This is a genomic window from Micromonospora sp. DT228 (genome assembly GCF_049841595.1).
In the GTDB taxonomy this organism is placed as follows: domain Bacteria; phylum Actinomycetota; class Actinomycetes; order Mycobacteriales; family Micromonosporaceae; genus Micromonospora.
This window is the reverse complement of the sequence record NZ_JBNCKO010000018.1, coordinates 111933-134185: the sequence shown is the minus strand read 5'-3', so window position 1 is coordinate 134185 and position 22253 is coordinate 111933. Positions and strand designations below refer to the sequence as shown.

Sequence of the window (22253 nt, the reverse complement as noted above, 5' to 3'; positions counted from 1 at the left end):
CGGCCGCCACCCGGAATGCCGGGCCCGGACGGCTCGGCTCGGGTGAGCCGGTGACCGTCCGGGTTCCGGACCGGCAGGTCAGCGGGGCAGCGCCTGCTGCAACTCCGCTCGCAGCGCCGGGGTGAGCATCTCCCCCGCCTGCTTGGCCAGCCGGGCCATCTCGTAACCCACGACGCCGATGTCCGCGTCCCCGGCCGCCAGCGTGGCCAGGATCGAACCGTCGCGGATCTGCATCACCAGGAAGTAGCCGCGGCCCATCTCGACCACGGTCTGCTTGACGATATCGCCGTCGAACATCGAGGCCGCGCCCGCCGTGATGCTCATCAGCCCGGAGGTCACCGCCGCGAGCTTGTCCGCGTTGTCGCGGGGCAGATGGTCGGAGATCGCCACCAACAACCCGTCCGAGGAGACCACCACCGCGTGCGCCACGCCCGGCACCCGGTCCGCGAACGCGCTCACCAGCCAGCTCAGGTCACGCGCCTCCTGGCTCAACGTCGTCACTGTCCTCGTCCCCCTTCGTCGTGCCCCCCGGACGGTGGCACGGGTATCTCGGTGGTGTCCTCGGCCTCGGCACGCCGCACCCCGCTGTAGAGCCGGGACAGCATGCCGCCGACCGCTTCCGGGTCCAGGTCGACGCGGGTCGGCGTCGAGGTCGGTTGCGCCGTACGGGTGACCGCGCTCAACTGCGCCATCGGCACCCGCACCGGCAGCCCCCGCTCGTTCGTGCCGGCGGTCACCGGAATGGCCGGCGGCATCGCCGCCGCGGGCACCGCCGGCGCGGACGGACCCTGCCGCGACCACCAGCCCGCACCGCCGCCGGGGGCGGCCGGGGCCAACACATCCGCGGAGCGCGCCGGACGGGCCGGACGCGGCACGGCCACTCCCGGCCGCCGGCCGGCCACCGGCAGCTCCCTGGCGTCGAAGCCCGGCCCCGGCGCCTCTGCCTCCCGGGCACCCTCGGACGGCGCGGCCACTCCCCGCGCGGCGCTCGTCGCCAGCATCCGGGCCGGCGCGGGCGAATCCAGCTCCACCGCGCCCGCCGGCGCCAACAGCGTGGCGGGCAGCACGAGCCGGGCGACCAGGCCGTCCTGGCCCCCGTGCAGGCGCACCGAGACGCCCAGCCGGGCGGCCAGGTGGCTGACCACGAACAGACCCATCCGTTCCACCGCCGCGACGTCCGCGGCCGGGGGACTGGCCAGCACCGCGTTCGCCTCGGCCAAGGCGGTCGGGCTCATGCCGAGACCACTGTCGACTATCTCGATCAGGGTGGTCGCGGCCTCGACCTTGGCGGTCACCACCACGAGGGTGTCCGGGCGGGAGAAGGCCGTGGCGTTCTCCAACAACTCGGCCAACAGGTGCACCAGCTCGCCGACGGCGTGCCCGACCACATACACGTCGGCCACCGACTCGATGCGGACCCGCTGGTACTGCTCGATCTCCGCGGCGGCGGCCAGCAGCATCGAACCGATGCCGACCGGCCGGTTCCACCGCCGCGTCGAATCGGTGCCGGCGAGCACCAGCAGACTCTCGTCGTTGCGGCGCATGCGGGCGGCCAGGTGGTCGAGCTTGAACAGGTTCTCCAACTGGTCCGGGTCGCCCTCCTCACGCTCCAGGTCGTCCAGCAGCTCCAGTTGCCGTTCCACGAGCACCTGGCTGCGGCGGGCGAGGTTGACGAACATCGCGTTGACGTTGCGCCGCATGAGCGCCTGCTCGACGGCGACGGTGACGGCGCTGCGGTGCACCGCCACGAACGCCTCCGCCAGCTCGCCGATCTCGTCGAGCGAACGGACCACCGCCGGCGCGACGTCGATGGCGGGCACCCCACCGGTGACGGTCTTCAGCCGGTCCAGCGCCTCCGGCAGCTCGACCTGCGCGATCCGCAACGCCTGACTCCGCAGCAACCGCATCGAACGGGCCACCGACCGCCCGATGAGCAACGAGATCAGCAGGGCCACCAGCAGGACCACCACGACTCCGCCGACGACGAGCAGGGTGGCCCGTAGCTGACCGCTGCTGGCGTCGTCGGCCTGCCGGACCGCGTCGTCGAGCACCCCCGCCTCAAGCTGGCGCAACAGGTCCTGGCGCTGCTGGCTGGCCGCCCACCACTGCTCCGACGGCAGCACCTTCGGCGCCGCGTCGCTGGCCGGCAGGCTGCGTTCCTCCAGCCGCGTGGCGACCACGAACTCCGGAGTCACGGTGGTCTGGTCGTAGCGGCGGATCTGGTCGTCGGTCGCGGCCACCCGGAACGCGCCGAGCGCGGTCAACTGTTGGCCGCGCAGATCCGCGAGGAGCACCCGGTCCTCGGTGCCGTACCCGCCCGCGCGGGAGGCGGCGTAGAGCTGGGCGCGGAGCCGGGAGGACAGCTCCTTGACCCGGGCGAGCTGCACGTAGCGCAGGACCGCGTTGTTCAACGCGGGCTGGTCCTGACCGGGGTTCGGCTCCGCCAGCAGGTCGAGCATCGCGCCGACCGCCCGGTGGTAGTTGCTCAGGATTGTCTCGCTGCTGAGCACCGCCGGCTGGATCGCCGCTCGGATGTCGACAACCTGGTCGTACGCCTCCATCGCCTCGGAGAAGGCGACCCGCCAGGACGCGTCGGCGTCCGCGAGCGGCTCGGCGGCCCGACGCAGGTCCACGATCGCCCGGTCGGTCGCCGTCTGCAGCGGCTTCAGGTTGGTCACCGTGTTGTCCCGGTCGCCACCCCCGCGCCGGTCACCCAACTCCCCCGCCGAGCGGTCGCGCTCCTGCTGGAGCTGGTGCACCGCGGCGGTGATCTGCCGGCCGATGCCGACCTGGCGGGAGAAGTCGTTCAACGCCGTCGTCCGCCCCACCAGCGCGCTGGTCTGCACTCCGGCGAGCACCAGGAACGCCATCGACGGCACCATCAGCACGGTCGCGAGCTTCGTGCTCATCCGCCAGTCCCGCAGCCGGAACGGCGACCGCCGTCGATGCGGTACGACTCGGACGTCGAAGCGGCGTCGGCGGTGGTTCGACACCGTGCCGTTCGCCGGGCCGGAACCCACCGCCACCCTGCCTCCTCGGTCCTACCGCGTCCACCGCGGTCCGGGGAGCGCAGTCCATCCAACCAGGCTCGGGAGCTCTGTCAACGGCCCGGGCGACGCGGAGGTTCAGGAAGGATACTGCGGGTGGGAACGTCCTGCCGTGGTCGGCAAGACCAGCTCGTCCGTCCGGCCGATGTCGGCGAGCCCGATCGCGTCTCCGAACCGACCCAACGCCACGAGCGCCGCGCCGGTGGCACCGATCTCCGGGTTGCGCTGGTGCGACACCGGACGCGGCGCCAGCGCGGCGGCGAAGGCCTGCCGCCACCACACCGAGGCGGCCACCGCGCCACCGCCCAGCACCACACCCACCGGTTTGTCGATCGTGGACTCCAGCACCGCGAGATCCTCGGCGACCAGCTCACACAGCCCCTGCATCAGCCCGGCCAGGATGTCCACCGCGGTGGTGCTGAAGCTGAGGTCGCGGAGCTGTCCGCTGCCCGCCGGCAGCAGGCCGGGCGGCCGGTCGCCACCGAAGCGGGGGTCGGCCGGTCGGCCACCGCCCACCGGCACCAGCGCCAGCGCCGCGTCCAGCTCGGCGCCCTGCGGCAACCGCAGCTCCCTATTCGCCCAGGCGAACAGGTTGCCGCCGCAGGCGTACGCGGCGCCGGTGACCACGTGGTCGTGGTCGACCCGGTAGCGCCACAGACGCTCGGGGAGCCGGGGCATCGGTTCGCCGGCCGGGATCCGCTGCATCAGCCGTACGGCCGCCGAGGTGCCCACGGTGACCGCGGCCCGGCTCGGATCGACGCAGCCCGAGCCGACGTTCGACGCCCCGCCATCGCCCACCGGCGGTGACCAGCGGGCCTGCGCCAGCTGCGGCCACCGGCGGGCCTTCTCGGCCCGGAGCCGGCCGTGCCAGTCCAACCCGCCGAGGGCCGGCAGGTCCCCTGGCCGTGCGCCGGCAAGGGTCAGCGCCTCCTCGTCCCAGCGCAGGGTGCGCAGGTCAAGCAGACCGGTCCCGGAGGCCTGGGACACCGACATGGGCGCGTCGTCGAGCAGCTCGCCCAGCACGTACTCGGGCAGGCCGACGAACCGGGCGATCGGGCTGCCGGACTGCTCGCGCAGCCAGGGCAACCGCATCGACCAGTACGAGCGGTGCCACCAGCAGCCGGTGCGCTGATGGAAGCCGTCCGGGTCGGCGGGGCCGGCCGTGCCGCCGACCGGCGCGGGCCGGGTGTCCAGCCAGGTGACCACCGGGCCGATCGGGGCGCCGTCGCGGTCGAGCGGCAGCACCGAGTGCCACTGGGCGGAGACCGCCACCAGGTCCACCTCGTGCAGGTGCCCCGCGTCGGCCAACTCGTCGAGGCACTCGATCAGACAGGCGAGGTAGCCGGGGCCGGACAGCGTGCCGGTGCCGTCGTCGCCGATGGCGAGGTCGACCTTGCGCCGGGCCAGGGCGCCGGGCAACGGACGGCTGTCGGAGTCCAGCACGAGCCCGCGTACCGAGGAGGTACCCAGATCGAGCGCGAGAATGTTCATCGCCGGTCAAGTTACCCGGTGCCAGGCGGGCGCCGGGCGCGTAGGGTGGATCACATGCTCGCGCATCTGACCTGCTGGTGGCCCGCCGACCCGGCGGCCACCCTCCGCGCGTAGCTCCATCCACGCGGCCGCCATCGAGGCGGCCGCCGGTTCTCCCGGCCCGGATGGCCGCCCCGACCGGCGGCGCCCGGCCCCACGGAGACCTCGATGACCCACCTGACCGACCTGCTCACCGCCGTGACCAGCGGCGTCGACCCGGGCCCCTTCGCGCTGCTGCGCCGCGACGGCGCGGACGAGCTGGAGTTGTTCACCGGCCCCGTCGACACCGTCGAGCGTCTGGCCGACATCCCGCTGCCGCCGGGCACGCCCGGGGCGCGGACGCTGGCCCTGGTGCCGTACCGCCAGATCACCGAACGTGGCTTCGCCTGCGTCGACGACGGCGCTCCGCTGGAGTGCCTCCAGGTCCGCGAGCATCGGCGGATCGCGCTGGCCGACGCCCTGGCCACGCTTCCCGACGAACCGGTCCGCACCACCGACGCCGCCTTCGACGTCAGCGACGAGGAGTACGCCGAGACGGTGCAGCGGGTGCTCACCGAGGAGATCGGCCGCGGCGAGGGCGCGAACTTCGTCATCCACCGCACCCTGCACGCCACCGTGCAGGGCCGACCGCTGGTGGCCGCGCTGGCCGCGCTACGCCGGTTGCTGGTCGCCGAACGCGGCGCCTACTGGACGTTCGTCGTGCACACCGGCACCCGGACGCTCGTCGGCGCCAGCCCGGAACGGCACGTGAGCGTCGACGACGGGCTGGTCATGATGAACCCGATCAGCGGCACCTTCCGGTCCGGCGGTGGCACCCCGGACCGGGCGGCGCTGCTGCGCTTCCTCGCCGACCCGAAAGAGGTCGAGGAGCTGTACATGGTGCTCGACGAGGAACTGAAGATGATGGCCACCGTCGCCGAGGACGGCGGTCAGGTGATCGGCCCGTACCTGAAGGAGATGTCGCACCTGGCGCACACCGAGTACCTGCTGGCCGGGCGGGGCACCCGCGACGTCCGGGAGGTGTTGCGCGAGACGATGTTCGCCCCGACGGTGACCGGCAGCCCGATGGAGAACGCCTGCCGGGTGATCGCCCGACACGAGGGCCGCGGCCGGAGCTACTACGCAGGTGTGCTGGCCCTGCTCGGCCATGACGAGGCCGGTCGGCAGACGCTCGACGCGCCGATCCTGATCCGTACCGCCGAGATCTCCCCCACCGGCCACCTGCGGGTGCCGGTGGGCGCCACCCTGGTCCGGCACTCGACGGCGGCCGGCGAGGTCGCGGAGACGCACGCCAAGGCCGCCGGCGTGCTGGCCGCGCTCGGTCTCGGGCCGGCGGCGTCCGGCGGCGCCGGCCCGGTCGCGCGGCTGGCCGACGACCCGGAGGTACGCGACGCGCTGGCCGCACGCAACACGCCGCTGGCGCGGTTCTGGCTGGACCAGCGTGCACCGAACGCGGCCGGGTTGCCCGGTCTGGTCGGCCGCCAGGTGTTGATCGTGGACGCCGAGGACACCTTCACCGCGATGCTGGCCCACCAACTGGGCGCGCTGGGCCTCGCGGTGAGCCTGCGGCCGTGGCACGCGGGAGGCCCCGTCGACGGCTACGACCTGGTGGTGGTCGGTCCCGGGCCGGGCGACCCGGGCAGCCGGGACGAGCCGAAGATGGTGGCGCTGCGGGAGCTGCTGACCGAACTGCTGGCGACCGGGCGGCCCACCCTCGCGGTCTGCCTCGGCCATCAGGTGCTGGCCGGGCTGCTGGGGCTGGCCCTGCACCGCCGGGAGGCGCCCTACCAGGGCACGCAGCGGGAGGTGTCGCTGTTCGGCCGGGTCCGCCGGGTGGGGTTCTACTCCACGTTCACGGCGCGCGCGGACGCGGACCGGCTGACCAGCGCGTACGGGCCGGTGGAGCTGGCCCGCGACGCGGGCGACGGCGCGGTGCACGCCCTGCGGGGGCGCGGCTTCGCCGGGGTGCAGTTCCACCCGGAGTCGGTGCTCAGCCCGGACGGGCTCGCGGTGCTGACCGAGCTGCTGACCGATCTGCTGCCGGCGCCGCGCGCCGACGAGCTGTCCGCCACGGGCGGGCGCGCATAGCCGTCCCGTCGCCGGGTACGGCCGAAGCCGACCGGTGGCGTGGACGGGCCGAGAGCCCCCGCCCGCGCCACCGGTCGTCAGCCGTCGTCAGCCGGCCATGCCCGCCTTCAGCGCGGTCCCGAGCAGCACCGCACGTCGGGCGGTGAGCGCGCAGGCCCCGAGCGCCACGGCGTCCGGGGCGATCTCCCCGTTGTTGCTCGTGTGCGAGGCGCCGTACGGGTTGCCGGCGATGAACTGGCTGGTGTCGGTGTAACCGGGGGCGACCACGACGCCACCCCAGTGGTAGAAGACGTTGAACAGCGAGGTCAGCGTGGTCTCCTGACCGCCGTGCGCGGTCGCCGTCGAGGTGAAGGCGGCGTAGACCTTGTTGGCCAGCGCACCCTGTGCCCACAGCGGACCCGTGGTGTCGATGAACTGCTTCAACTGGGCCGCGATCATGCCGTACCGGGTCGGGGCGCCCATGATCACCACATCGGCCCAGGCCAGGTCGTCGACCATCGCCTCGGGCACGTCCTGGGTCTCCAGATGGTGTGCCTGCCAGCCGGAGTTCGAGCGGATCGCCTCGTCCGGCGCCAGCTCGCGAACCTTGCGCAGGCGCACGTCGGCGCCCGCGTCTCCGGCGGCCTCGCAGACGGCCTGCGCCATCTGGTACGTGATGCTGGTGGCGCTGTAGTAGATCACCGCTACCTTGGTCTGGGCAGCCATCAGATGTCCCCTTCTCGTCTCGGGTCAGCTCCCGCGACTACCCGGTGGGCGCGACCTCTAACGGCAGGGCCCGCGGACCCCTGTTCCGGACCGCCGGCTCAAATTTTCCGCAACTTCCCGACTGTTTCGGCCCCACGACCCCTACGGACGGCGATCCTGATGTCACCGGTGCCGGCGGGAAACAACCGTCGCCCCGCACCGAGCACCTGAACGGGGGATCGCGCTCCGCCAGCAACGGAGCTGGCGTAGCGCGATCAGGGGGTGTCCCGGCTGCCGCCGCTCAGCGGACCAGGGCCGCCATCAGCCGTTCCAACTCGGCCGCCGGATCGGCGGTGAGCCCGGTGTGCACGGGCCCGGTCTGGATCATCGTGCTCCGCGGAGCGGCGAGCCAGTGGAACCGCTCACCGAGTCGCATCCGGGTCGCCGGCCCGTCACCGGAGCAGGTCCGGTCCCAGGAGGAGAGCACCGCGGCCACCGCCGGCAGATCGACGTCCGGCGCCAGCGCGCGGACCCGGTCGGCGTCCAGGTGCGTACGCGCCGCCAGGAAGTCACGCTGTTGGCAGTAGAGCAACACCCCGACGTTTATCTGCTCGCCGCGCTCGATGCGGGGCACCAGCCGGATCAGCGCGTACTCGAAGGGCTGCCTCATGCGGCGCTCCCCTGCGGCAGCCAGTCGGCGGTGCGGGCGACCCGGCGGGACAGATGGTCCAGGTACGCGGCACGAGCGTCGTCGGCCGTCTCGAAGTCGGCGGCGGTCAGCCACTCCCCCGGCACCAGCGCCAACACCTCGCCGAGCAGCTCCGGGGTGATCCGGGGAGCCAGCTCGGCGTCGGCGTCGGCCAGCCGGGAGGCGTACGGCGCGAGCACGTGGTCGTCAGCTCGGTAGGCACGGTGCACGGCCGCCCCGGCTCGCGGCCAGTTGTGGTGGAAGTACAGCGCGGCCCCATGGTCGATCAGCCACAACTCCCGGTGCCAGACCAGCAGGTTGGGGTTGCGCCAACTCCTGTCGACGTTCTCCACGTACGCGTCGAACCAGAGCACCCGGGAGGCCAGCACCTCGTCGACGGGGTGCGCGAGCGGGTCGAAGCCCAGCGCCCCGGGCAGGAAGTCCATCCCCAGGTTGGCCCCGCCGCTGTTGCGCAGCAGCTCCTGCACCTCCTGGTCGGGCTCGGCCCGCCCGATGACCGGGTCGATGTCGAGCACGACCAGCGGGGGCACCCGCAGCTCCAGACGGCGGGCCAGCTCACCGCAGATCACCTCGGCGATCAGCGCCTTGGGCCCCTGCCCGGCGCCGCGGAACTTCGCCACGTACGTGCCCAGGTCGTCGGCCTCCACCACGCCCGGCAGCGACCCACCCTCGCGCAGCGGGGTGACGTAGCGGATCGCGGTGACCTGGCGGAGCACGCCGCCCACCCTACTGGGGTCCCGGCCGCGACCGGCACGTGTGCCGCCGACTCGGCCCTACGCGCGTGCCGGGCCGGTGTCAGTCGAGCTTGTCGCGCAGCTTGTCGACCTGGGTCTGGAGCCGGTCCACCGCGTTCTCGTTGTTGACGAACGTGGAGATGCCCGCGGCCAGCCCGAGGCCGATCAGCACGGCCAGGATGCTCAACACCAGGCCGCCGATCGACACACCACGACCGGTGACCCCGGGTCGGCGCGCCATCTTGAGGCCGACGATGCCGAGGATGATCCCGATGATGCCGAGCACCAGCCCCAGCCAGAAGAGGATCGCCGTCAACACGCTGAAGAAACCGGCCACCCCGAACACCAGGGCGAAGGTCGCGGCGGCGCTCGTCTTCGCGCGGGCGTCCCCTCGATGGCTCCGGGATCCGGCCGGTGCGCCGGCACCCCGTACCGGCTCACTTGCGGCAGTCATGAGAGTCCCTTCCGTACGCGCGGCGCGCGCACTTCCGGCGAGCCGCTTTCCCCCGACCACCACCGTTACGCCTCCGATCTGCGGGGGTGTCCTAGGCTGGTCGTCCAGCGACGAGAGGACCGCCCGATGCCTGTCGACCTCAGCGCGGCCGACGCGTTGGCGCTGCGGATGACCAGCCTGCTGCTGCGCCCGCATCCGAGCGCCCGACCCGCTGGTGTCGCCGACATCGTCGAGTGGTTCGGCGCGATGCAGGCACAGGACCTGGCCAGCGGGCTGTGGTCACTGGGCGCGCGCCTGCCCGGCCGGACCGTCCCCGACGTGCAGGCGGCCCTGGAACGGCGTGAGGCGCTGCGCACCTGGCCGATGCGGGGCACCGTGCACCTCGTCCCACCCGCCGACGCCCGCTGGATGCTGGAGCTGACCGGCGTTCGCTCGCTTGCCGGCGCGGCGACCCGCCGGGCACAGCTCGGGCTGACGGTCACCGACGCGGATCGGGCGGTGGACGTCCTCGGCGCCGCGTTGGCCGGCGGCGGCCGGCTCACCCGCGCGGAGTGCCTGGCGACCCTGCGCGACGCCGGCCTGGGCACCGACGGTCAACGCGGCTACCACCTGCTCTGGTTCGCCAGCGTGCGCGGGGTGACCTGTGTGGCACCGAACGTCGGCACCGACCAGACCTTCGTCCTGCTCGACGAGTGGGCGCCCGCGCAACGTCGGCTGGAACGGGACGAGGCGCTGACCCTGCTCGCCCACCGCTACGTCCGGGGGCACGGGCCGGTCACCGACCGCGAGTTCGCCGGCTGGACCGGCCTCACCCTGACCGACGCCCGGCGCGGGCTGACCGCCGCCGGCGACCTGCTGAGCCCGGTCCGGGTCGACGGCGAGCCGATGTACGTCGACGCGGCGCTGGCCGACGCACCGCGCGGCGCACTGGACGACGTGCTGGTGCTGCCCGGCTTCGACGAGTACCTGCTCGGCTACCGCGACCGCACACTGATGCTCGACCCGGCGCACCAGGCGGCCGTGGTGCCGGGCAACAACGGCATCTTCCAGGCCACCGTGGTCCGCGCCGGCCGGGTCGTGGGCGTGTGGAAGCGCAAGGTGGGTCGGGCCGCGGTCACCATCACGATCCAGCCCCTCACCCCGATGCCCGCCGACGAGCGGACCCGCGTCGAGCAGGCACTACAGCGGTACGCCGACTACCTCGGCTTGCCGCCCCGCTTCGACTGGCCAGCCTGAGCGTCAGTCCTCGGTCGGGCGCGCCGGCCGCGCGTCACCCGATCGTGGGCGTGCCGGCCGCGCGTCACCCGATCGTGGGCGTGCCGTGTTGAGCAGGTGGACGACCCGGCCCACGCGGGGGTCCGCTTGGATCTGCGCCACGGTGGCCGGCAGCGGCAACCGCCAGTTCGGATATTCGTCGACAGTGCCCGGCAGGTTGGGCTGGCGCACCTCGCCCAGCACGTCGTAGAGGGAGACGCCGAGCAGCCGGGCCGGACTTGCCGCGAGCGCGGCGTGCATCGCCACCACCACCTCGCCGTCGTGTGATGTCGCGGCCGGCCGGCCCAGCGCCGGGTCGGGTGTCGCGGCCGGGTCGGGCAATACCGGGTGGGGTGTCGCGGCCGGATCGAGCAACGCCGGGGCGGGCAGCGCCGCGTCGGGTGTCGCGGCCGGGTCGGGCAGCGCCGCATCGACCAGCGCCGCATCGACCAGCGCCGCATCGACCAGCGCCGCATCGACCAGCGCCGCATCAGGCAGCAGGCTCTCGGCCCGCAGCATCGCGAGCAGGCGCTCCCGGTCGGCGACGGCGCGGACCCGCTCCACCGCCACGTCGGTGTCGAGCAGCTTCAGGTCGTCGCGTACCCGCACGTGCTCGCCGGTCAGGAAGCCCGGCGCGGTCGGCAGGTCGTGGGTGGAGATCGTGGCGAGAGCGTTGCGCGGCCACCGGGCCGGTGGGATGAAGTCACCCTCGTCGTCGCGTGCGAACCACAGCACCGTCGAGCCGAGCATGTTGCGCCCGCGCAGCCCTCGGGTCACCGCGGGTTGGACGGTCCCGAGATCCTCACCGACCACGACCGCGCCGGCCCGCTGCGCCTCCAGCGCGAGGATGCCGAGCATCGCCTCGGCGTCGTAGCGGACGTAGGTGCCCTCGGCGGCCCCACCACCCGGCGGCACCCACCACAGCCGCCACAGGCCGGCGACGTGGTCGACCCGCAGGCCGCCCGCGTGCCGCAGGGTCCGGCGCAGCATGTCCCGGTATGCCGCATAGCCGGACGCGGCGAGCCGGTCCGGGCGCCACGCGGCGAGCCCCCAGTCCTGGCCGAGCTGGTTGAAGTCGTCGGGTGGGGCCCCGACCCGCACGCCCTGGGCCAGCACGTCGGCGAGCTGCCAGCCGTCGGCGCCACCCGGGTCGATGCCGACGGCCAGGTCGTGCACCACGCCGACCGGCATCCCGGCCGCGCGCGCCGCCGCCGTGACGGCGTCGAGCTGCTCGTCGCAGAGGTGTTGCAGCCAGGCGTGGAAGGCCACCCGGTCGGCGAGCTGGCGGCGCTGCTCGGCGACCGCCGGGGCGTCCGGGTGCTGCAGCTCCGCCGGCCAGGCCCGCCAGTCGTTGCCGTGCCGCTCGGCCAGGGCGCACCAGGTGGCGAAGCTCGCCAGCGCCGGGTCCGCGGCGAGGTCGACCGGCTGGGCGTACGGGTGTAGCAGCTCCAGGGCGTGCCGCTTGGCCGTCCACACCTCGTCGTAGTCGATCAGGTCACCACGGTCGGGGCGCAGGGCGTCGACCACGGCCCGGATCGCCGGGTCCGCCGCCCGGAACGCGGCGGTGTCGCTCACTCGCAGGTAGAGCGGGTTGACGAAGCGTCGACTGGCGGGCGAGTAGGGCGAGGCAGCGACCGGGTGCGCGGGCCCGACCGCGTGCAGCGGGTTGAGCAGCACCAGACCCGCACCCGTGGCACCGGCCCAGCCGGTGAAATCGGCGAGGTCGCCGAGGTCGCCCATGCCCCACGAGCGGTCCGAGGTGAGCGCGTAGAGCTGGAGCAGCCAACCCCAGGTGCGCGGCGGCGCGGGCAGCCGGCGGGGCACCACCACGAGCGTCACCTCGCGGCCGGCGCAGGCCAGCCGGTGCCAGCCCAGCGGCAGGTCTCCGGGCAGCTCGCTGTCGACCGCGCGCCGGCCGCCGTCCTCCAGGATCACCACCCCGGGGCCGGGCAGCGCCCGGGTGGCGCCGTGGGTGAGCACGACCGTCTCCGGCAACGCACTCCGGTCGACCGCGCGAGCGGCGGCGAGACCGTCGGCGATGGCCGCCGGGCTGGTGGCGTCCACATCGAGCAGGCCGAGCACGCCCACCACGGTCTCCGGCGCGACCTCGACGCGGCGGTGCCGCCAGTCCTCGTACCAGGTGGACACCCCGTGCGCCTTCGCCAGCGCGGCCAGTTGTCGGTCCATCCCGCCCCCCGCCTCACGACGCGACCTCCGACCACCTTGCCACGACCAACCCCAACCCGCAGAACACACCCCCGCCCCCGCCCCGCGCACGTCGATCTTGCACTTTCTGTCCCGGCAAATGGGCGCATTCCGCCCTATATCGGCGACAGAAAGTGCAAGATCGACGGGATGTGGCGTTGTCAGTCGGCGAGCGCGCCGGAGGCCCGTCCCTCGTGCAGGGTCAGGTTGCGGCCGGTGGCGGGGTCGAACAGGTGGATCTTCTCCAGGTTGAACCAGACCCGGCGCGACTGTCCCTCGGCCACCGGTGACTCCGCGGACAGCCGGGTCACCAGGTTGCCGCCGGCGCCGGCGAAGTCGGCCGCGCCGGCGTCGGCGGCCAACTCCTCCAGCTCGGCGGCGCTGGCCTTCTCGCCCTCCACGGTGAAGTAGACGTACTTGTCGGAGCCCATCGACTCGACGATGTCGACGGGCGCCTCGAACTCCATGCCCCGGCGGCGGGTGTCGTCGTCGACGAGTTCGGCGTCCTCGAAGTGCTCGGGGCGGATGCCGAGGATCAGCTCCCGGGGTGCGTCGGCAGCCTCCAGCTCACGGCGGACGCGGTCGCCGAGCGGCACGTCACCCAGCGCGGTGTGCAGGCCGCCGTCCTGTACGGCGGCGTGCAGGAAGTTCATCGACGGCGAGCCGATGAAGCCGGCCACGAAGAGGTTGCGCGGGTGGTCGTAGAGCTCCTGGGGAGGACCGACCTGCTGCACCGCGCCGCCGCGCATGATCACCACCCGGTCGCCGAGGGTCATCGCCTCGGTCTGGTCGTGGGTGACGTAGACGGTGGTCGTGCCGAGCTGCTTCTGCAACCGGGACACCACCGTGCGCATCTGCACCCGCAGCTTGGCGTCGAGGTTGGACAGCGGCTCGTCCATCAGGAACGCCTTGGGCTGGCGGACGATCGCCCGGCCCATCGCGACCCGCTGCCGCTGCCCACCGGAGAGGTTTGCCGGCTTGCGGTCCAGCAGGGTGGTCAACTCCAGCACCTTGGCCGCCTCGTCGACCTTGGAGTTGATGGTCTCCTTGTCCAGCTTCGCCAGCCGCAGTGGGAACGCCATGTTCTCCCGCACGGTCATGTTCGGGTACAGGGCGTACGACTGGAAGACCATGGCGATGTCCCGGTCCCGGGGGGCCTTGTCGTTCACCCGCTGGCCGCCGATGCGCAGCTCGCCGGAGCTGATGTCCTCCAGGCCGGCGATCATGTTGAGGGTGGTGGACTTTCCGCAGCCCGAGGGGCCGACCAGGATCACGAACTCGCCGTCGGCGATCTCCAGGTCGACGTCCTGCACGGCGACGGTCCCGTCCGGGAAACTCTTGCTCACCTTGTCGAGCACGATGTCAGCCATGACTACTCACCTATCCCTTGACTGCGCCGGAGGTCAGGCCGGACACGATGCGGCGCTGGAAGAAGAGGACGAACAGGATGATCGGTACGGTGATCACGACGGCCGCGGCGCAGATCGCCCCGGTGGGGTCCTCGAACTGCGACGCGCCGGTGAAGAACGACAGCGCCGCCGGCACCGTGCGGGACCGCTCGGTGGAGGTCAGCGAGATGGCGAACAGGAAGTCGTTCCAGCAGAAGATGAACACCAGGATCGCCGTGGTGAACAGCCCGGGGGCGGCCAGCGGGGCGATCACCCGGCGGAACGCCTGGGCCTGCGTGGCGCCGTCCATCTTGGCCGCCTTCTCCAGGTCCCAGGGGATCTGCTTGAAGAACGCCGACAGCGTGTAGATCGCCAGCGGCAGCGCGAAGGTGATGTACGGGGCGATCAGCCCGAGCCAGGTGTCGAAGATGCCGATCGTCCGCTCGATCTCGAACAGCGGTGACACCAGCGACACCTGCGGGAACATCGCGATCAGCAGGGAGACGCCGACGAGCACCTTCTTGCCGGGGAAGTCCAGCCGACTGATGGCGTACGCGGCCATCGCGCCGAGCACCACCGCGATCAGCGTGGCGATCAGGGCGATGCCGATCGAGTTGACGAGTGCCCGGACGAACTGGTCGGTGTCGAAGATCGTCTTGTAGTTGTCGAGCGTCCACTCCCGCGGAATGAAGTTTCCGTCGGTGAGGGTGGCCGGCGTCTTGAACGACAGCGAGGCGATCCACAGCACCGGGACGAGCGCGAAGACGACCACGACGACGTCCAGCAGCCCCCAGCGCAGTTTGGCCCGGGTGGTGGTTTCGACAGCCATGTCAGCGCCTCTCCCCGTCGTCGCTGCCGGGGGCAGCGGTGCCGAACAGCTTCACGAAGACGAACGCGATGATCGCCACGCTGATGAAGATCAGCACCGACATCGTCGAGCCGATCCCGAGGTTGAGCCCCCGGATCAGGTTGTTGTAGGCGAGCATCGACACCGACGAGGTCTCGTTGGCCCCGGAGGTCAGCACGAAGATGTTGTCGAAGACCCGGAAGGCGTCCAGGGTGCGGAACAGCAGCGCGACCAGGATCGCCGGCTTCATCACCGGCAGCATCACCTTCGTGAACTTCTGCCAGGCGGTGGCGCCGTCGGTGGACGCCGCCTTGAGCAGATCCTCCGGCACCAGCGCCAGCCCGGCCATCAGCAGCAGCGCCATGAACGGGGTGGTCTTCCAGATCTCCGCGAGCATGACGATCGCCAGGGAGCTGGCCCGTTCGGTGAGCGGCGCGCCGTCGCTGAACACGTCGGCCAGGTAGCCGGTGCCGGGCGTCCAGGCGTACCGCCAGGAGAACGCCGCGACCACGGTGACGATCCCGTACGGGATGAGCGCCGACGTGCGGACGATGCCCCGCCCGACCAGGGTGCGGTGCATGATGATCGCCAGACCCATGCCGAGCACCAGCTCGACGGCCACGGTGACCACAGTGATCAGCGCGGTCACCCCGAACGCGGTCCACCAGAACTCGTTGGTGAGCACCGTGACGTAGTTTTCCAGACCGATGAACTCGCGCTGGTCGGGGAAGCGCAGGTCGTAGCGCTGCAACGACAGCCAGACCGAGTAGATGATCGGGTACGCGGTCACCAGGATCATGACCAGCGCGGCGGGGGCGCAGAGCAACCAGCCCAGCCTGCGTTCGGATTTCTTGTTCGCGCTCAGTTGCGGCTTACGGCGACCACCGCGTTGGGTGGGCACGGCGGCGGGCGCTCGGGTCTCCTCCGCGGCGACGTCCGCGCCGGTCGGCGTGGCGTTGATGCTCACGGTGCCACCTTCTTTCGCGACTGCGGGGCTCGCAGGACCGGCTCACTCCTCGCGCTCACGGTGCCACCTTCTTTCGCGACTGCGGGGCTCGCAGGACCGGCTCACTCCTCGCGCTCACGGGAGGACCCCCTTCGACTGGAGGGCATCGGCGATGGCGTCGCGCAACTCGTCCGCGGTCTGCTGGGGACGGATCGCCGACGGGGGCGACAGGATCGCCGACATCACCGTGGAGATGCTCTGGTAGGCCGGGGTCAGGGGGCGGGTCGCCGGTTCCTTCAGCTCTTCCAGGATGGTGTCCTTCATCGGGTACGCCTCGGTCATCTCCGGGTCGTCGAAGACCGCCTCGATGGTGGGTGGCACGCCGTCCTTGATGGCGGAGAACTTCTGGTGCTCGGCGCTGCGGATGCACCGGGCCGCCTCGAAGGACATCTCCGGGTGCGTGGAGTAGGAGCTGACGGCCAGGTTGACCCCGCCGATGGTGACCTTGCTGGGGGTGCCCTCGTCGATGCCGGGGATCCGGGCCCAGCCGACCTGCTTGGCCAGGTCCGGGTTGGCCTCCTGCAGGGCCGGGTAGACGAACGGCCAGTTCACCTGGAACGCGCCCGAGCCGGACTGGAACTCCAGCCGGACCGGGTCCTCGGTGGCGTTGCTGAACGACGGCGAGGTCACGCCCGACGTGGCGAACTTCTTCAGTTGCTCCAACGCCCGGACCGTGCCGTCGTCCATCACGGCCTTCGTGCCGTCGTCGTTGAGGATCTTTCCTCCGGCGCTCTCGGCCAGGGTGTTGTAGAGGACGACCAGGCCCTCGTACTGGGCGCCCATGGTGAGCACCTGGTACGGCTTGCCCTGGTCCCTGAGCTGCTGTGCCGCGCTGATCATCTGGTCCCAGGTGGTCGGCGGCTGCGGCACCAGGTCCTTGCGGTACCAGAGCAACTGGACGTTCGTGTTCTTCGGCGCCGCGTACAGCTTGTCCTCGTAGCGGGCGGTGGCCAGCGGCCCGGCGAGGGTGCCCTGCTCGACCTCGGCCTTGTCCTGGCCGGTCCACTCGCGGATCCAGTCGGCGCTGGCGAACTCCTGGGTCCAGGTGACGTCCAGCCCGAGCAGGTCCATTCCGCTGTCCTGGGCGGCCAGCCGGCGCACCATCTGCACCCGCTGGTCGTCGGCCTGTCGGGGCAGCACCTGGTAGGAGATCTCGTACCGCCCCTGCGCCTGCGCGTTGCAGTCGTCGACGACCTTCTGCAGGTTCTGCTCGGGCGGGTAGTACAGGTTGATCGTCGGCGGGCCGCCATCGTCGTCCGCGCCGCACGCGGCAAGCGGTGCGACAAGCGCCAGCGCGGCAGCCGCCGCGCCCAGCCGAACAATCGATCGGCGTCGGTGTGGTGCCGTTTCAGGGTCCGTCATCGCCCTCCCCCTCTCCTCGGCGAAAGACCGGGGAGGGCGTCCGTGCCCCGGCGCACGGCGAGTCGTGTCCAGGTTGGATGGGCTGCGACAACGCTCCGGCCCGGATGCTCTGTGCGGCTACTCTGCCCCACCCGCGACGTCGCGAAACCTGGCTGTCACAGCGGAAGCTCGTTCCGGTATATCGCGAGACCAATTAGCGAGGTAGTATGTGTCGCATGGTAGCGGCGGAGAGCCAGTCCATCGACGACAACGACCGGCAGACCCAACTCCTGCGGGGCGCGCTGGACATGTGCCTGCTGGCGCTGCTGGCACGCGAGCCCGCGCACGGCTACGAGTTGGTGCGGCGGATGGAGACGGCCGGTTTCGGCGCCATCAGCTACGGCACCATCTATCCCCTGCTGACTCGCATGCGCCGACTTGGCCTTGTCGCTCACGAACAGCAGGTCAGCCCGACCGGCCCGCCCCGAAAGGTCTACGCGCTGACCGGGTCCGGTCGGATCCACCTAAACGCCTGGCAGAAACAGTGGGACCGCTTCACCGACACCGTCGACGCCGTGCTCACCCCGCTCGACCACACACCCACGAGGAGTTGACCCATGGACACCATCGACCGCCTGCTGGGTGAGGCCGACCAGGCGTGGCGCGGGTACGGGGTGGGCTCGGCCGATCGGGCGGCACTCGCCGCGGACCTGCGCCTCGATCTGCGGGCCGCGGCAGCCGACGGGGGCGATCCCGCGCAGTTGATCGGCGATGACGTGGCCGGCTTCGCGCGCCGACTCGCCGACGAGGCTGGCGTCCGACGGGTGCGCGGCGACTACGGCCGCGTTCTCGGCACCGCGCTGATCGGCGCGCTGCTCGGTGTCGTGCTCGGCTACGGCTTCCTGATGGCGGCCAACCCGGCCTTCGTCCGCATGGTCGACATACCCCGCTCGATCGACGTACCGGTCCAGCTCGCCGTCGCCGTCTACTACGGCATACCGGCCGCCGTGGTCGCCGCGGGAGCCGTCGCCGCGGTGCGGACCCGGCTCCGCGACCTGCCCGAGATCCGCCGGACGGCCCGGTTGATGAGCGTCCTCGTGCCGGTGGCCGGCATCGTCATCACGCCGATCACCGTCGGCTTCGCCTGGGCCACCGACTACAGCCTGGCCCCGTCAGTGGTGCTCACGGAGATCGCTATGGTGCTGACCGCGCTCGCGGGCGCCACGGCACTGGCGCGTCGCCTGTCACTGCGCGAGGGCCGGACCGCCGCCGACACCTCGCACCCGGAGGCCACCAGAATCAAACCCGCCTGACGGTACGAGCAGCGCCAGCTTGGAGTATGACAGGGGTAAGCTGCCCGTATGACAGAGCCTCAGCGTCGCTTCACGATCTCGGTCCCCCCGGACGTGAGTCAGATCCTGGAGAGCCAGGGCAACCGCATGGCCAGCGCCTACGTCACCGAGTCGGTGCGTCGGCGCAGGCGCGTGGAACAGCACAAGGAGCTGTTGCTCGCCTCCGGCATCCACGTCACCGAGCAGGGTGTGGCCGAGGCGCGGGCCCGTCGCCTGGGCGTGGACGCCGAGTGGTCCCCGGAGCGGTTCGAGGCGGAGCGCGCCAAGATCCGCGCCGCCATGGCGGCCGAGATGGACGGCGACGACGACGCTCCCCGCGCCGACGCCGCATGACCTCGGAGACGACGCCACCGGTCCGGCTGATCCTGGACCGGTCGGCTCTGCTGGGCTACGCCGTCCTCCGGACGGTGCACATGGGCGAGCCCGTCCACGAGGTGATTGAGGACGGGGTGGGTTTCGGGGTGCCGGTGGTGGCAGCGACCGAAGCGTTGACCATCACGACCGGCAAGGACCTGGCGCTGCTGCACAAGCTGCTGGCCCTGCCCTCCTGCGCGCTGCTGCCGGAGCGGTCGGAGGATCTGCCGGAGCTGACCTTCTGGCAGCGCAGGACCCGCCGCTTCGACCTGGCCGCCGCAGCCGTGGCGGGCCTGACCCATGACTCCGCGGTGCTGACAAGTGAAGGTCCCGAATACTCCGACGGGGTGCCGCTGATCCACTTCCCGGGATGACCGACGGCGGGCAACGTCAGCCCCGGGCTCTCGCCCAGGAGAGGAAGCGCTCGGTCATCCGGGCCGGCGGGTGGTCCGGATGCAGTTGGGTGAGCTGGGCCGTCGCCTCGTTCATGAGGGTGCCGAGGTAGATGAGCAGCGTGGTCCTGCTGGTCCGGTACTCCGACAGCAGGGCGAGTTTGGCCGGCTGGCAGGGCCATTCCCGGCCACAGTTGCGGCACCGCCACAGCGGACGCATGGCGACGTGCGGTACGGGCGGCCGGACCACCATCACCGCCACCTCGTCTCGTCGGGGTGCTCGGTCGGGCTCGGCACAGTGACCTCCTCGGGGTGGGGAAGGGGCCGCTCCCGCAAGGGGGAGACGGGAGCGACCCCGGCGCAGAGCCCGCCGCCGCCGTTTCGGCCACCGGCGAGCCCGCCACTGGTGACAGTTTGCGAGGACCCGACTACGGTCGATACGTGCTCGCGGCATCCGTGCAGCTCAGCGGCCCGGTCGAGCAGCCACGAAGGACACGCCGGTTCAGGTTGGGCAGGGATTGGGGATTCGATGGGGCAACGTCACCGACTACGTGTTGGAGGAGCTTCGCCTGTTCCGCACGGGGCTCGGGTTCAGTCAGGACGACTTCGGCCGGGGCATCGGCTATTCCGGCTCACACGTCAGCTCGGTGGAGACCGGCGGCCGGGCGCCCACCAAGGAGTACATGCGGGCCATCGACACGCACCACCCGACCGCGGGACGCTTCCAACGGATGCTGGAGAAGTTGACCCGGCTCGACGCCGAGCCGGCCTGGCTGCGCGAGTGGATCGAGTTCGAGCGGGAGGCGACCACGCTGCGCTGGTTCGAGTTGGCGTACGTGCCGGGTCTGCTCCAGACCGAGCGGTACGCGCGGGCCACGCTGGCCGGTGGTCGGTTCGACGCCGAGGACGTGGACCGGATCGTCGCCTCCCGGCTGGAGCGGCAGGCGATCCTGCAACGCCCGCGCCCGCCGCAGCTCATCGCCGTCCTGGACGAGGCGGTGCTGCGCCGGCCGGTGCTCGACCAGCCGGGGCTCATGGTCGAGCAGTGTGAGCACCTGGCACAGTTGGCGACGGCGGAGCATATCCAGGTGCACATCGTGCCGGTGGATGCGGGAATGTATCTGGGGTTGGCCGGGCAGTTCATCATCGCCGAGATGCCCGACGGTGGACGGGTCGCTCACGCCGACAACCAGCTCACCGCGCAGATCGTCGATACGCCGACCGACGTTGCTAAGCTGGCGAAGACATGGGAGATCGTGCGAAACGAGGCGCTCCCCCGCCGGCAGTCAACCGAGCTGATCAAGGAAGTGGCCAAGTCATGGACATGCTGACCCCACAGTGGCGCAAGTCGACCAGGTCCGGCGGCAACGGCGGGTCCTGCGTGGAGGTCGCCGACAACCTGCCGAGCGTGGTGCTGGTGCGCGACACCAAGGACCGCGACGGCGGCACCCTGCGCGTCGACCCCACGGCCTGGAATGCCTTCATCGCGTACGCCAAACAGCACTGAGCCCCATCGACAGATGATCGCGCGCTTCAAGGATCTCTGTCTGGACGCCACGGACGCGCTCGCACTCGGCGCCTTCTGGGCCCGGATGCTCGACGGTGACGTGGCCGATGCCGGCGACGACGACACCCGGGTCGATCCCCGCTCGGCGCGTTCGAACGCCGAGTCGATCTGGGTGAACAAGGTTCCCGAACCCCGGGTCGGCAAGACCCGCGTACACCTGGATCTGCGGTTGGCCGGCGCGGACCCGGCGGCGCTGCTCGCGGCCGGCGCGCGGCTGGTCCGGGAGCCGGCCGGCGAGGCCACCTGGTGGGTGCTCGTCGACCCGGAGGGCAACGAGTTCTGCGCCTTCCCGGCTCGGGAGGGCACCGGGCCGGGCCCGTTCGAGCTGGTCGTCGACTCGGCCGACCCGCTCGCGCAGGCGACCTGGTGGGCCGGTGTGGTCGGCGGCGTCGTCGAGGACGAGTCGACCCACGCGGGGGTCACCGGCGCGGCCGGGTTCCCCTGGGACTACTGGGTTTTCGCCGGGGTGCCCGAGCCCAAGACGGTCAAGAACCGGCTGCACTGGGACGTCGACCTGCTCGACCCGGAGCCGATGTCGCTGATCGCCGCGGGCGCGACGCTGCTGCGGGAGCCGCTCGACGCGACGCACTGGTGGTGGGTGCTGGCCGACCCGGAGGGCAACGAGTTCTGCGCCTTTCCGCCGCGCCCCATCGGGTGACTGGCCGACTACCGGGGGCGGCCGGCGTCGACTAGCGTTTTCCTCACGCCGCAGCCAGGGCGCTCGCCGCCGCCGTCGACACGCCTCCGGCCGACCCCCGTCCTGCCCGATCGGTTGGTAATCGCGGGAACGTCCCACCGCCGCTCCCCCGGTTCGGCAGGATCGTCCCAACGAGGAGGTGCCGTCGTGCAGGACACCCGCGCTCTCGCCCTGACATTCGAGGTGAGCGGCCTGCCACCGGTCAAGACCGAAGCGTTGTCCATCTTCGCGGCCGGGCATCGGCAGGCGACGAGGGTCCGCACCCTGCTCCAGGCCGCCCTCATCGCGGCTCAACGCACCGGCTGGACGCCGTTGGGCGGGCCGATCGCGGTGGAAATGGTCCTGCGGTGTCCGCCCGGACACCGCACGGGCGACGCCAGCACCCTGCTCGGCGGCGTCTGCGCGGTGCTGCAGGACAAGAAACGGGTGTCGTCCATCGGCCTCACCCACCTCGGTGTGCTTGTGGACGTCGCGCTCTACCAGGACGACCGGCAGATCCGCCGATTGTCGTACCAGGAGGAGCCGGCCGAGGACTTCTCGTACCAGGTGCGGGTCGCTGCCGTACCGGACGGGGTTTGACCGACGACCGCGGTGGGGTATCGCG

At 71.8% G+C, this 22253-nt stretch carries 23 protein-coding genes; 10 read left to right on the top strand and 13 right to left on the bottom strand.

Translation table 11 applies throughout. The features are described 5' to 3' along the window. Positions 1-78 precede the first annotated feature (78 nt). The 3 genes from ACLQ29_RS28920 to ACLQ29_RS28910 form a co-directional block, all read right to left on the bottom strand. On the bottom strand, positions 79-501 hold the full coding sequence (locus ACLQ29_RS28920) for a roadblock/LC7 domain-containing protein (protein WP_425759934.1): 423 nt from the start codon (positions 499-501) through the stop codon (positions 79-81). Then, entirely contained in the window at positions 498-3026 is a 2529-nt protein-coding gene (locus ACLQ29_RS28915) for a sensor histidine kinase (protein ID WP_425774581.1), read from the bottom strand. Before ACLQ29_RS28915 ends, ACLQ29_RS28920 begins: the two co-directional genes overlap by 4 nt. Before the next feature lie 99 nt (positions 3027-3125). After that, positions 3126-4538, bottom strand: coding sequence for an FGGY family carbohydrate kinase (locus tag ACLQ29_RS28910; protein ID WP_425774580.1), 1413 nt, complete (start codon positions 4536-4538; stop codon positions 3126-3128). Between the two features lie 207 nt (positions 4539-4745). Here ACLQ29_RS28910 and ACLQ29_RS28905 point away from each other — a divergent pair, with 207 nt between their 5' ends. Further along, positions 4746-6665 carry an anthranilate synthase family protein gene (locus tag ACLQ29_RS28905; protein ID WP_425774579.1) on the top strand — a complete coding sequence of 640 codons (1920 nt, stop codon included), beginning with the start codon at positions 4746-4748 and terminating at the stop codon, positions 6663-6665. Positions 6666-6752: 87 nt separating this feature from the next. Here the strand turns inward: ACLQ29_RS28905 and wrbA are convergent, their stop codons facing one another. The 4 genes from wrbA to ACLQ29_RS28885 all read right to left on the bottom strand — a co-directional run bounded on the left by wrbA (position 6753) and on the right by ACLQ29_RS28885 (position 9246). Continuing rightward, the gene (gene wrbA, locus ACLQ29_RS28900) at positions 6753-7370 is read right to left on the bottom strand and encodes an NAD(P)H:quinone oxidoreductase (RefSeq protein ID WP_393362585.1); all 618 of its coding nucleotides are present in this window, start codon (positions 7368-7370) and stop codon (positions 6753-6755) included. Between the two features lie 280 nt (positions 7371-7650). Continuing rightward, positions 7651-8019, bottom strand: a complete 369-nt coding sequence (locus ACLQ29_RS28895; RefSeq protein ID WP_393362588.1) for a DUF3037 domain-containing protein — start codon at positions 8017-8019, stop codon at positions 7651-7653. Beyond that, positions 8016-8774, bottom strand: coding sequence for a HipA family kinase (locus ACLQ29_RS28890; RefSeq protein WP_425774578.1), 759 nt, complete (start codon positions 8772-8774; stop codon positions 8016-8018). Before ACLQ29_RS28890 ends, ACLQ29_RS28895 begins: the two co-directional genes overlap by 4 nt. A gap of 79 nt (positions 8775-8853) precedes the next feature. Continuing rightward, positions 8854-9246 (bottom strand): hypothetical protein, encoded by a 393-nt coding sequence (locus tag ACLQ29_RS28885; protein WP_425774577.1) that lies wholly within the window; start codon positions 9244-9246, stop codon positions 8854-8856. 126 nt (positions 9247-9372) lie between these two features. Here ACLQ29_RS28885 and ACLQ29_RS28880 point away from each other — a divergent pair, with 126 nt between their 5' ends. After that, the gene (locus ACLQ29_RS28880) at positions 9373-10482 is read left to right on the top strand and encodes a winged helix DNA-binding domain-containing protein (protein WP_425774576.1); all 1110 of its coding nucleotides are present in this window, start codon (positions 9373-9375) and stop codon (positions 10480-10482) included. 3 nt (positions 10483-10485) lie between these two features. Here the strand turns inward: ACLQ29_RS28880 and malQ are convergent, their stop codons facing one another. The 5 genes from malQ to ACLQ29_RS28855 all read right to left on the bottom strand — a co-directional run bounded on the left by malQ (position 10486) and on the right by ACLQ29_RS28855 (position 17308). Beyond that, the gene (gene malQ / locus ACLQ29_RS28875; RefSeq protein WP_425774575.1) at positions 10486-12687 is read right to left on the bottom strand and encodes a 4-alpha-glucanotransferase; all 2202 of its coding nucleotides are present in this window, start codon (positions 12685-12687) and stop codon (positions 10486-10488) included. A gap of 179 nt (positions 12688-12866) precedes the next feature. Beyond that, positions 12867-14075: an ABC transporter ATP-binding protein gene (locus ACLQ29_RS28870; RefSeq protein WP_425774574.1), complete on the bottom strand. Its 1209-nt coding sequence runs from the start codon at positions 14073-14075 to the stop codon at positions 12867-12869. A gap of 10 nt (positions 14076-14085) precedes the next feature. Beyond that, positions 14086-14922 carry a carbohydrate ABC transporter permease gene (locus tag ACLQ29_RS28865; protein WP_425774573.1) on the bottom strand — a complete coding sequence of 279 codons (837 nt, stop codon included), beginning with the start codon at positions 14920-14922 and terminating at the stop codon, positions 14086-14088. A 1-nt stretch (position 14923) separates the two neighbouring features. Continuing rightward, complete coding sequence (locus tag ACLQ29_RS28860) at positions 14924-15907, bottom strand: carbohydrate ABC transporter permease (RefSeq protein WP_425774572.1); 984 nt, start codon at positions 15905-15907, stop codon at positions 14924-14926. Positions 15908-16021: 114 nt separating this feature from the next. Further along, positions 16022-17308, bottom strand: coding sequence for an ABC transporter substrate-binding protein (locus tag ACLQ29_RS28855; protein ID WP_425774571.1), 1287 nt, complete (start codon positions 17306-17308; stop codon positions 16022-16024). Between the two features lie 215 nt (positions 17309-17523). Between ACLQ29_RS28855 and ACLQ29_RS28850 the strand changes: the two genes are divergently transcribed. Genes ACLQ29_RS28850 through ACLQ29_RS28835 form a run of 4 tightly spaced genes read left to right on the top strand, consistent with a single transcriptional unit; the run spans position 17524 to position 19367 of the window. Beyond that, positions 17524-17901, top strand: coding sequence for a PadR family transcriptional regulator (locus ACLQ29_RS28850; protein ID WP_425774570.1), 378 nt, complete (start codon positions 17524-17526; stop codon positions 17899-17901). 3 nt (positions 17902-17904) lie between these two features. After that, positions 17905-18600: a hypothetical protein gene (locus tag ACLQ29_RS28845; protein WP_425774569.1), complete on the top strand. Its 696-nt coding sequence runs from the start codon at positions 17905-17907 to the stop codon at positions 18598-18600. Positions 18601-18648: 48 nt separating this feature from the next. Continuing rightward, positions 18649-18972: a hypothetical protein gene (locus ACLQ29_RS28840; RefSeq protein WP_425774568.1), complete on the top strand. Its 324-nt coding sequence runs from the start codon at positions 18649-18651 to the stop codon at positions 18970-18972. Next, complete coding sequence (locus tag ACLQ29_RS28835; protein WP_425774567.1) at positions 18969-19367, top strand: hypothetical protein; 399 nt, start codon at positions 18969-18971, stop codon at positions 19365-19367. The genes ACLQ29_RS28840 and ACLQ29_RS28835 overlap by 4 nt, the downstream gene beginning before the upstream one ends. Positions 19368-19383: 16 nt before the next feature. Here ACLQ29_RS28835 and ACLQ29_RS28830 read toward each other — a convergent pair whose 3' ends face one another. After that, entirely contained in the window at positions 19384-19638 is a 255-nt protein-coding gene (locus tag ACLQ29_RS28830; RefSeq protein WP_393362624.1) for a flavin reductase, read from the bottom strand. 265 nt (positions 19639-19903) lie between these two features. Between ACLQ29_RS28830 and ACLQ29_RS28825 the strand changes: the two genes are divergently transcribed. The 4 genes from ACLQ29_RS28825 to ACLQ29_RS28810 all read left to right on the top strand — a co-directional run bounded on the left by ACLQ29_RS28825 (position 19904) and on the right by ACLQ29_RS28810 (position 22228). Beyond that, on the top strand, positions 19904-20716 hold the full coding sequence (locus ACLQ29_RS28825; RefSeq protein ID WP_425774566.1) for a helix-turn-helix domain-containing protein: 813 nt from the start codon (positions 19904-19906) through the stop codon (positions 20714-20716). Beyond that, a complete protein-coding gene (locus ACLQ29_RS28820; RefSeq protein ID WP_425774607.1) occupies positions 20710-20892 on the top strand; it encodes a DUF397 domain-containing protein in 183 nt (60 codons plus the stop codon). Before ACLQ29_RS28825 ends, ACLQ29_RS28820 begins: the two co-directional genes overlap by 7 nt. Positions 20893-20905: 13 nt before the next feature. Further along, entirely contained in the window at positions 20906-21610 is a 705-nt protein-coding gene (locus ACLQ29_RS28815) for a VOC family protein (protein ID WP_425774565.1), read from the top strand. Between the two features lie 186 nt (positions 21611-21796). After that, complete coding sequence (locus ACLQ29_RS28810) at positions 21797-22228, top strand: hypothetical protein (RefSeq protein ID WP_425774564.1); 432 nt, start codon at positions 21797-21799, stop codon at positions 22226-22228. Positions 22229-22253: the final 25 nt, after the last annotated feature.

Excerpts from the sequence above, each read along its gene's own strand:
- ACLQ29_RS28910 (WP_425774580.1), bottom strand. The coding sequence starts at position 4,538 with ATGAACATTCTCGCGCTCGATCTGGGTACCTCCTCGGTACGCGGGCTC.
- ACLQ29_RS28905 (WP_425774579.1), top strand. The coding sequence starts at position 4,746 with ATGACCCACCTGACCGACCTGCTCACCGCCGTGACCAGCGGCGTCGAC.
- wrbA (WP_393362585.1), bottom strand. The coding sequence starts at position 7,370 with ATGGCTGCCCAGACCAAGGTAGCGGTGATCTACTACAGCGCCACCAGC.
- ACLQ29_RS28895 (WP_393362588.1), bottom strand. The coding sequence starts at position 8,019 with ATGAGGCAGCCCTTCGAGTACGCGCTGATCCGGCTGGTGCCCCGCATC.
- ACLQ29_RS28885 (WP_425774577.1), bottom strand. The coding sequence starts at position 9,246 with ATGACTGCCGCAAGTGAGCCGGTACGGGGTGCCGGCGCACCGGCCGGA.
- ACLQ29_RS28880 (WP_425774576.1), top strand. The coding sequence starts at position 9,373 with ATGCCTGTCGACCTCAGCGCGGCCGACGCGTTGGCGCTGCGGATGACC.
- malQ (WP_425774575.1), bottom strand. The coding sequence starts at position 12,687 with ATGGACCGACAACTGGCCGCGCTGGCGAAGGCGCACGGGGTGTCCACC.
- ACLQ29_RS28870 (WP_425774574.1), bottom strand. The coding sequence starts at position 14,075 with ATGGCTGACATCGTGCTCGACAAGGTGAGCAAGAGTTTCCCGGACGGG.
- ACLQ29_RS28865 (WP_425774573.1), bottom strand. The coding sequence starts at position 14,922 with ATGGCTGTCGAAACCACCACCCGGGCCAAACTGCGCTGGGGGCTGCTG.
- ACLQ29_RS28855 (WP_425774571.1), bottom strand. The coding sequence starts at position 17,308 with ATGACGGACCCTGAAACGGCACCACACCGACGCCGATCGATTGTTCGG.
- ACLQ29_RS28850 (WP_425774570.1), top strand. The coding sequence starts at position 17,524 with ATGGTAGCGGCGGAGAGCCAGTCCATCGACGACAACGACCGGCAGACC.
- ACLQ29_RS28845 (WP_425774569.1), top strand. The coding sequence starts at position 17,905 with ATGGACACCATCGACCGCCTGCTGGGTGAGGCCGACCAGGCGTGGCGC.
- ACLQ29_RS28840 (WP_425774568.1), top strand. The coding sequence starts at position 18,649 with ATGACAGAGCCTCAGCGTCGCTTCACGATCTCGGTCCCCCCGGACGTG.
- ACLQ29_RS28835 (WP_425774567.1), top strand. The coding sequence starts at position 18,969 with ATGACCTCGGAGACGACGCCACCGGTCCGGCTGATCCTGGACCGGTCG.
- ACLQ29_RS28830 (WP_393362624.1), bottom strand. The coding sequence starts at position 19,638 with ATGGTGGTCCGGCCGCCCGTACCGCACGTCGCCATGCGTCCGCTGTGG.
- ACLQ29_RS28820 (WP_425774607.1), top strand. The coding sequence starts at position 20,710 with ATGCTGACCCCACAGTGGCGCAAGTCGACCAGGTCCGGCGGCAACGGC.
- ACLQ29_RS28815 (WP_425774565.1), top strand. The coding sequence starts at position 20,906 with ATGATCGCGCGCTTCAAGGATCTCTGTCTGGACGCCACGGACGCGCTC.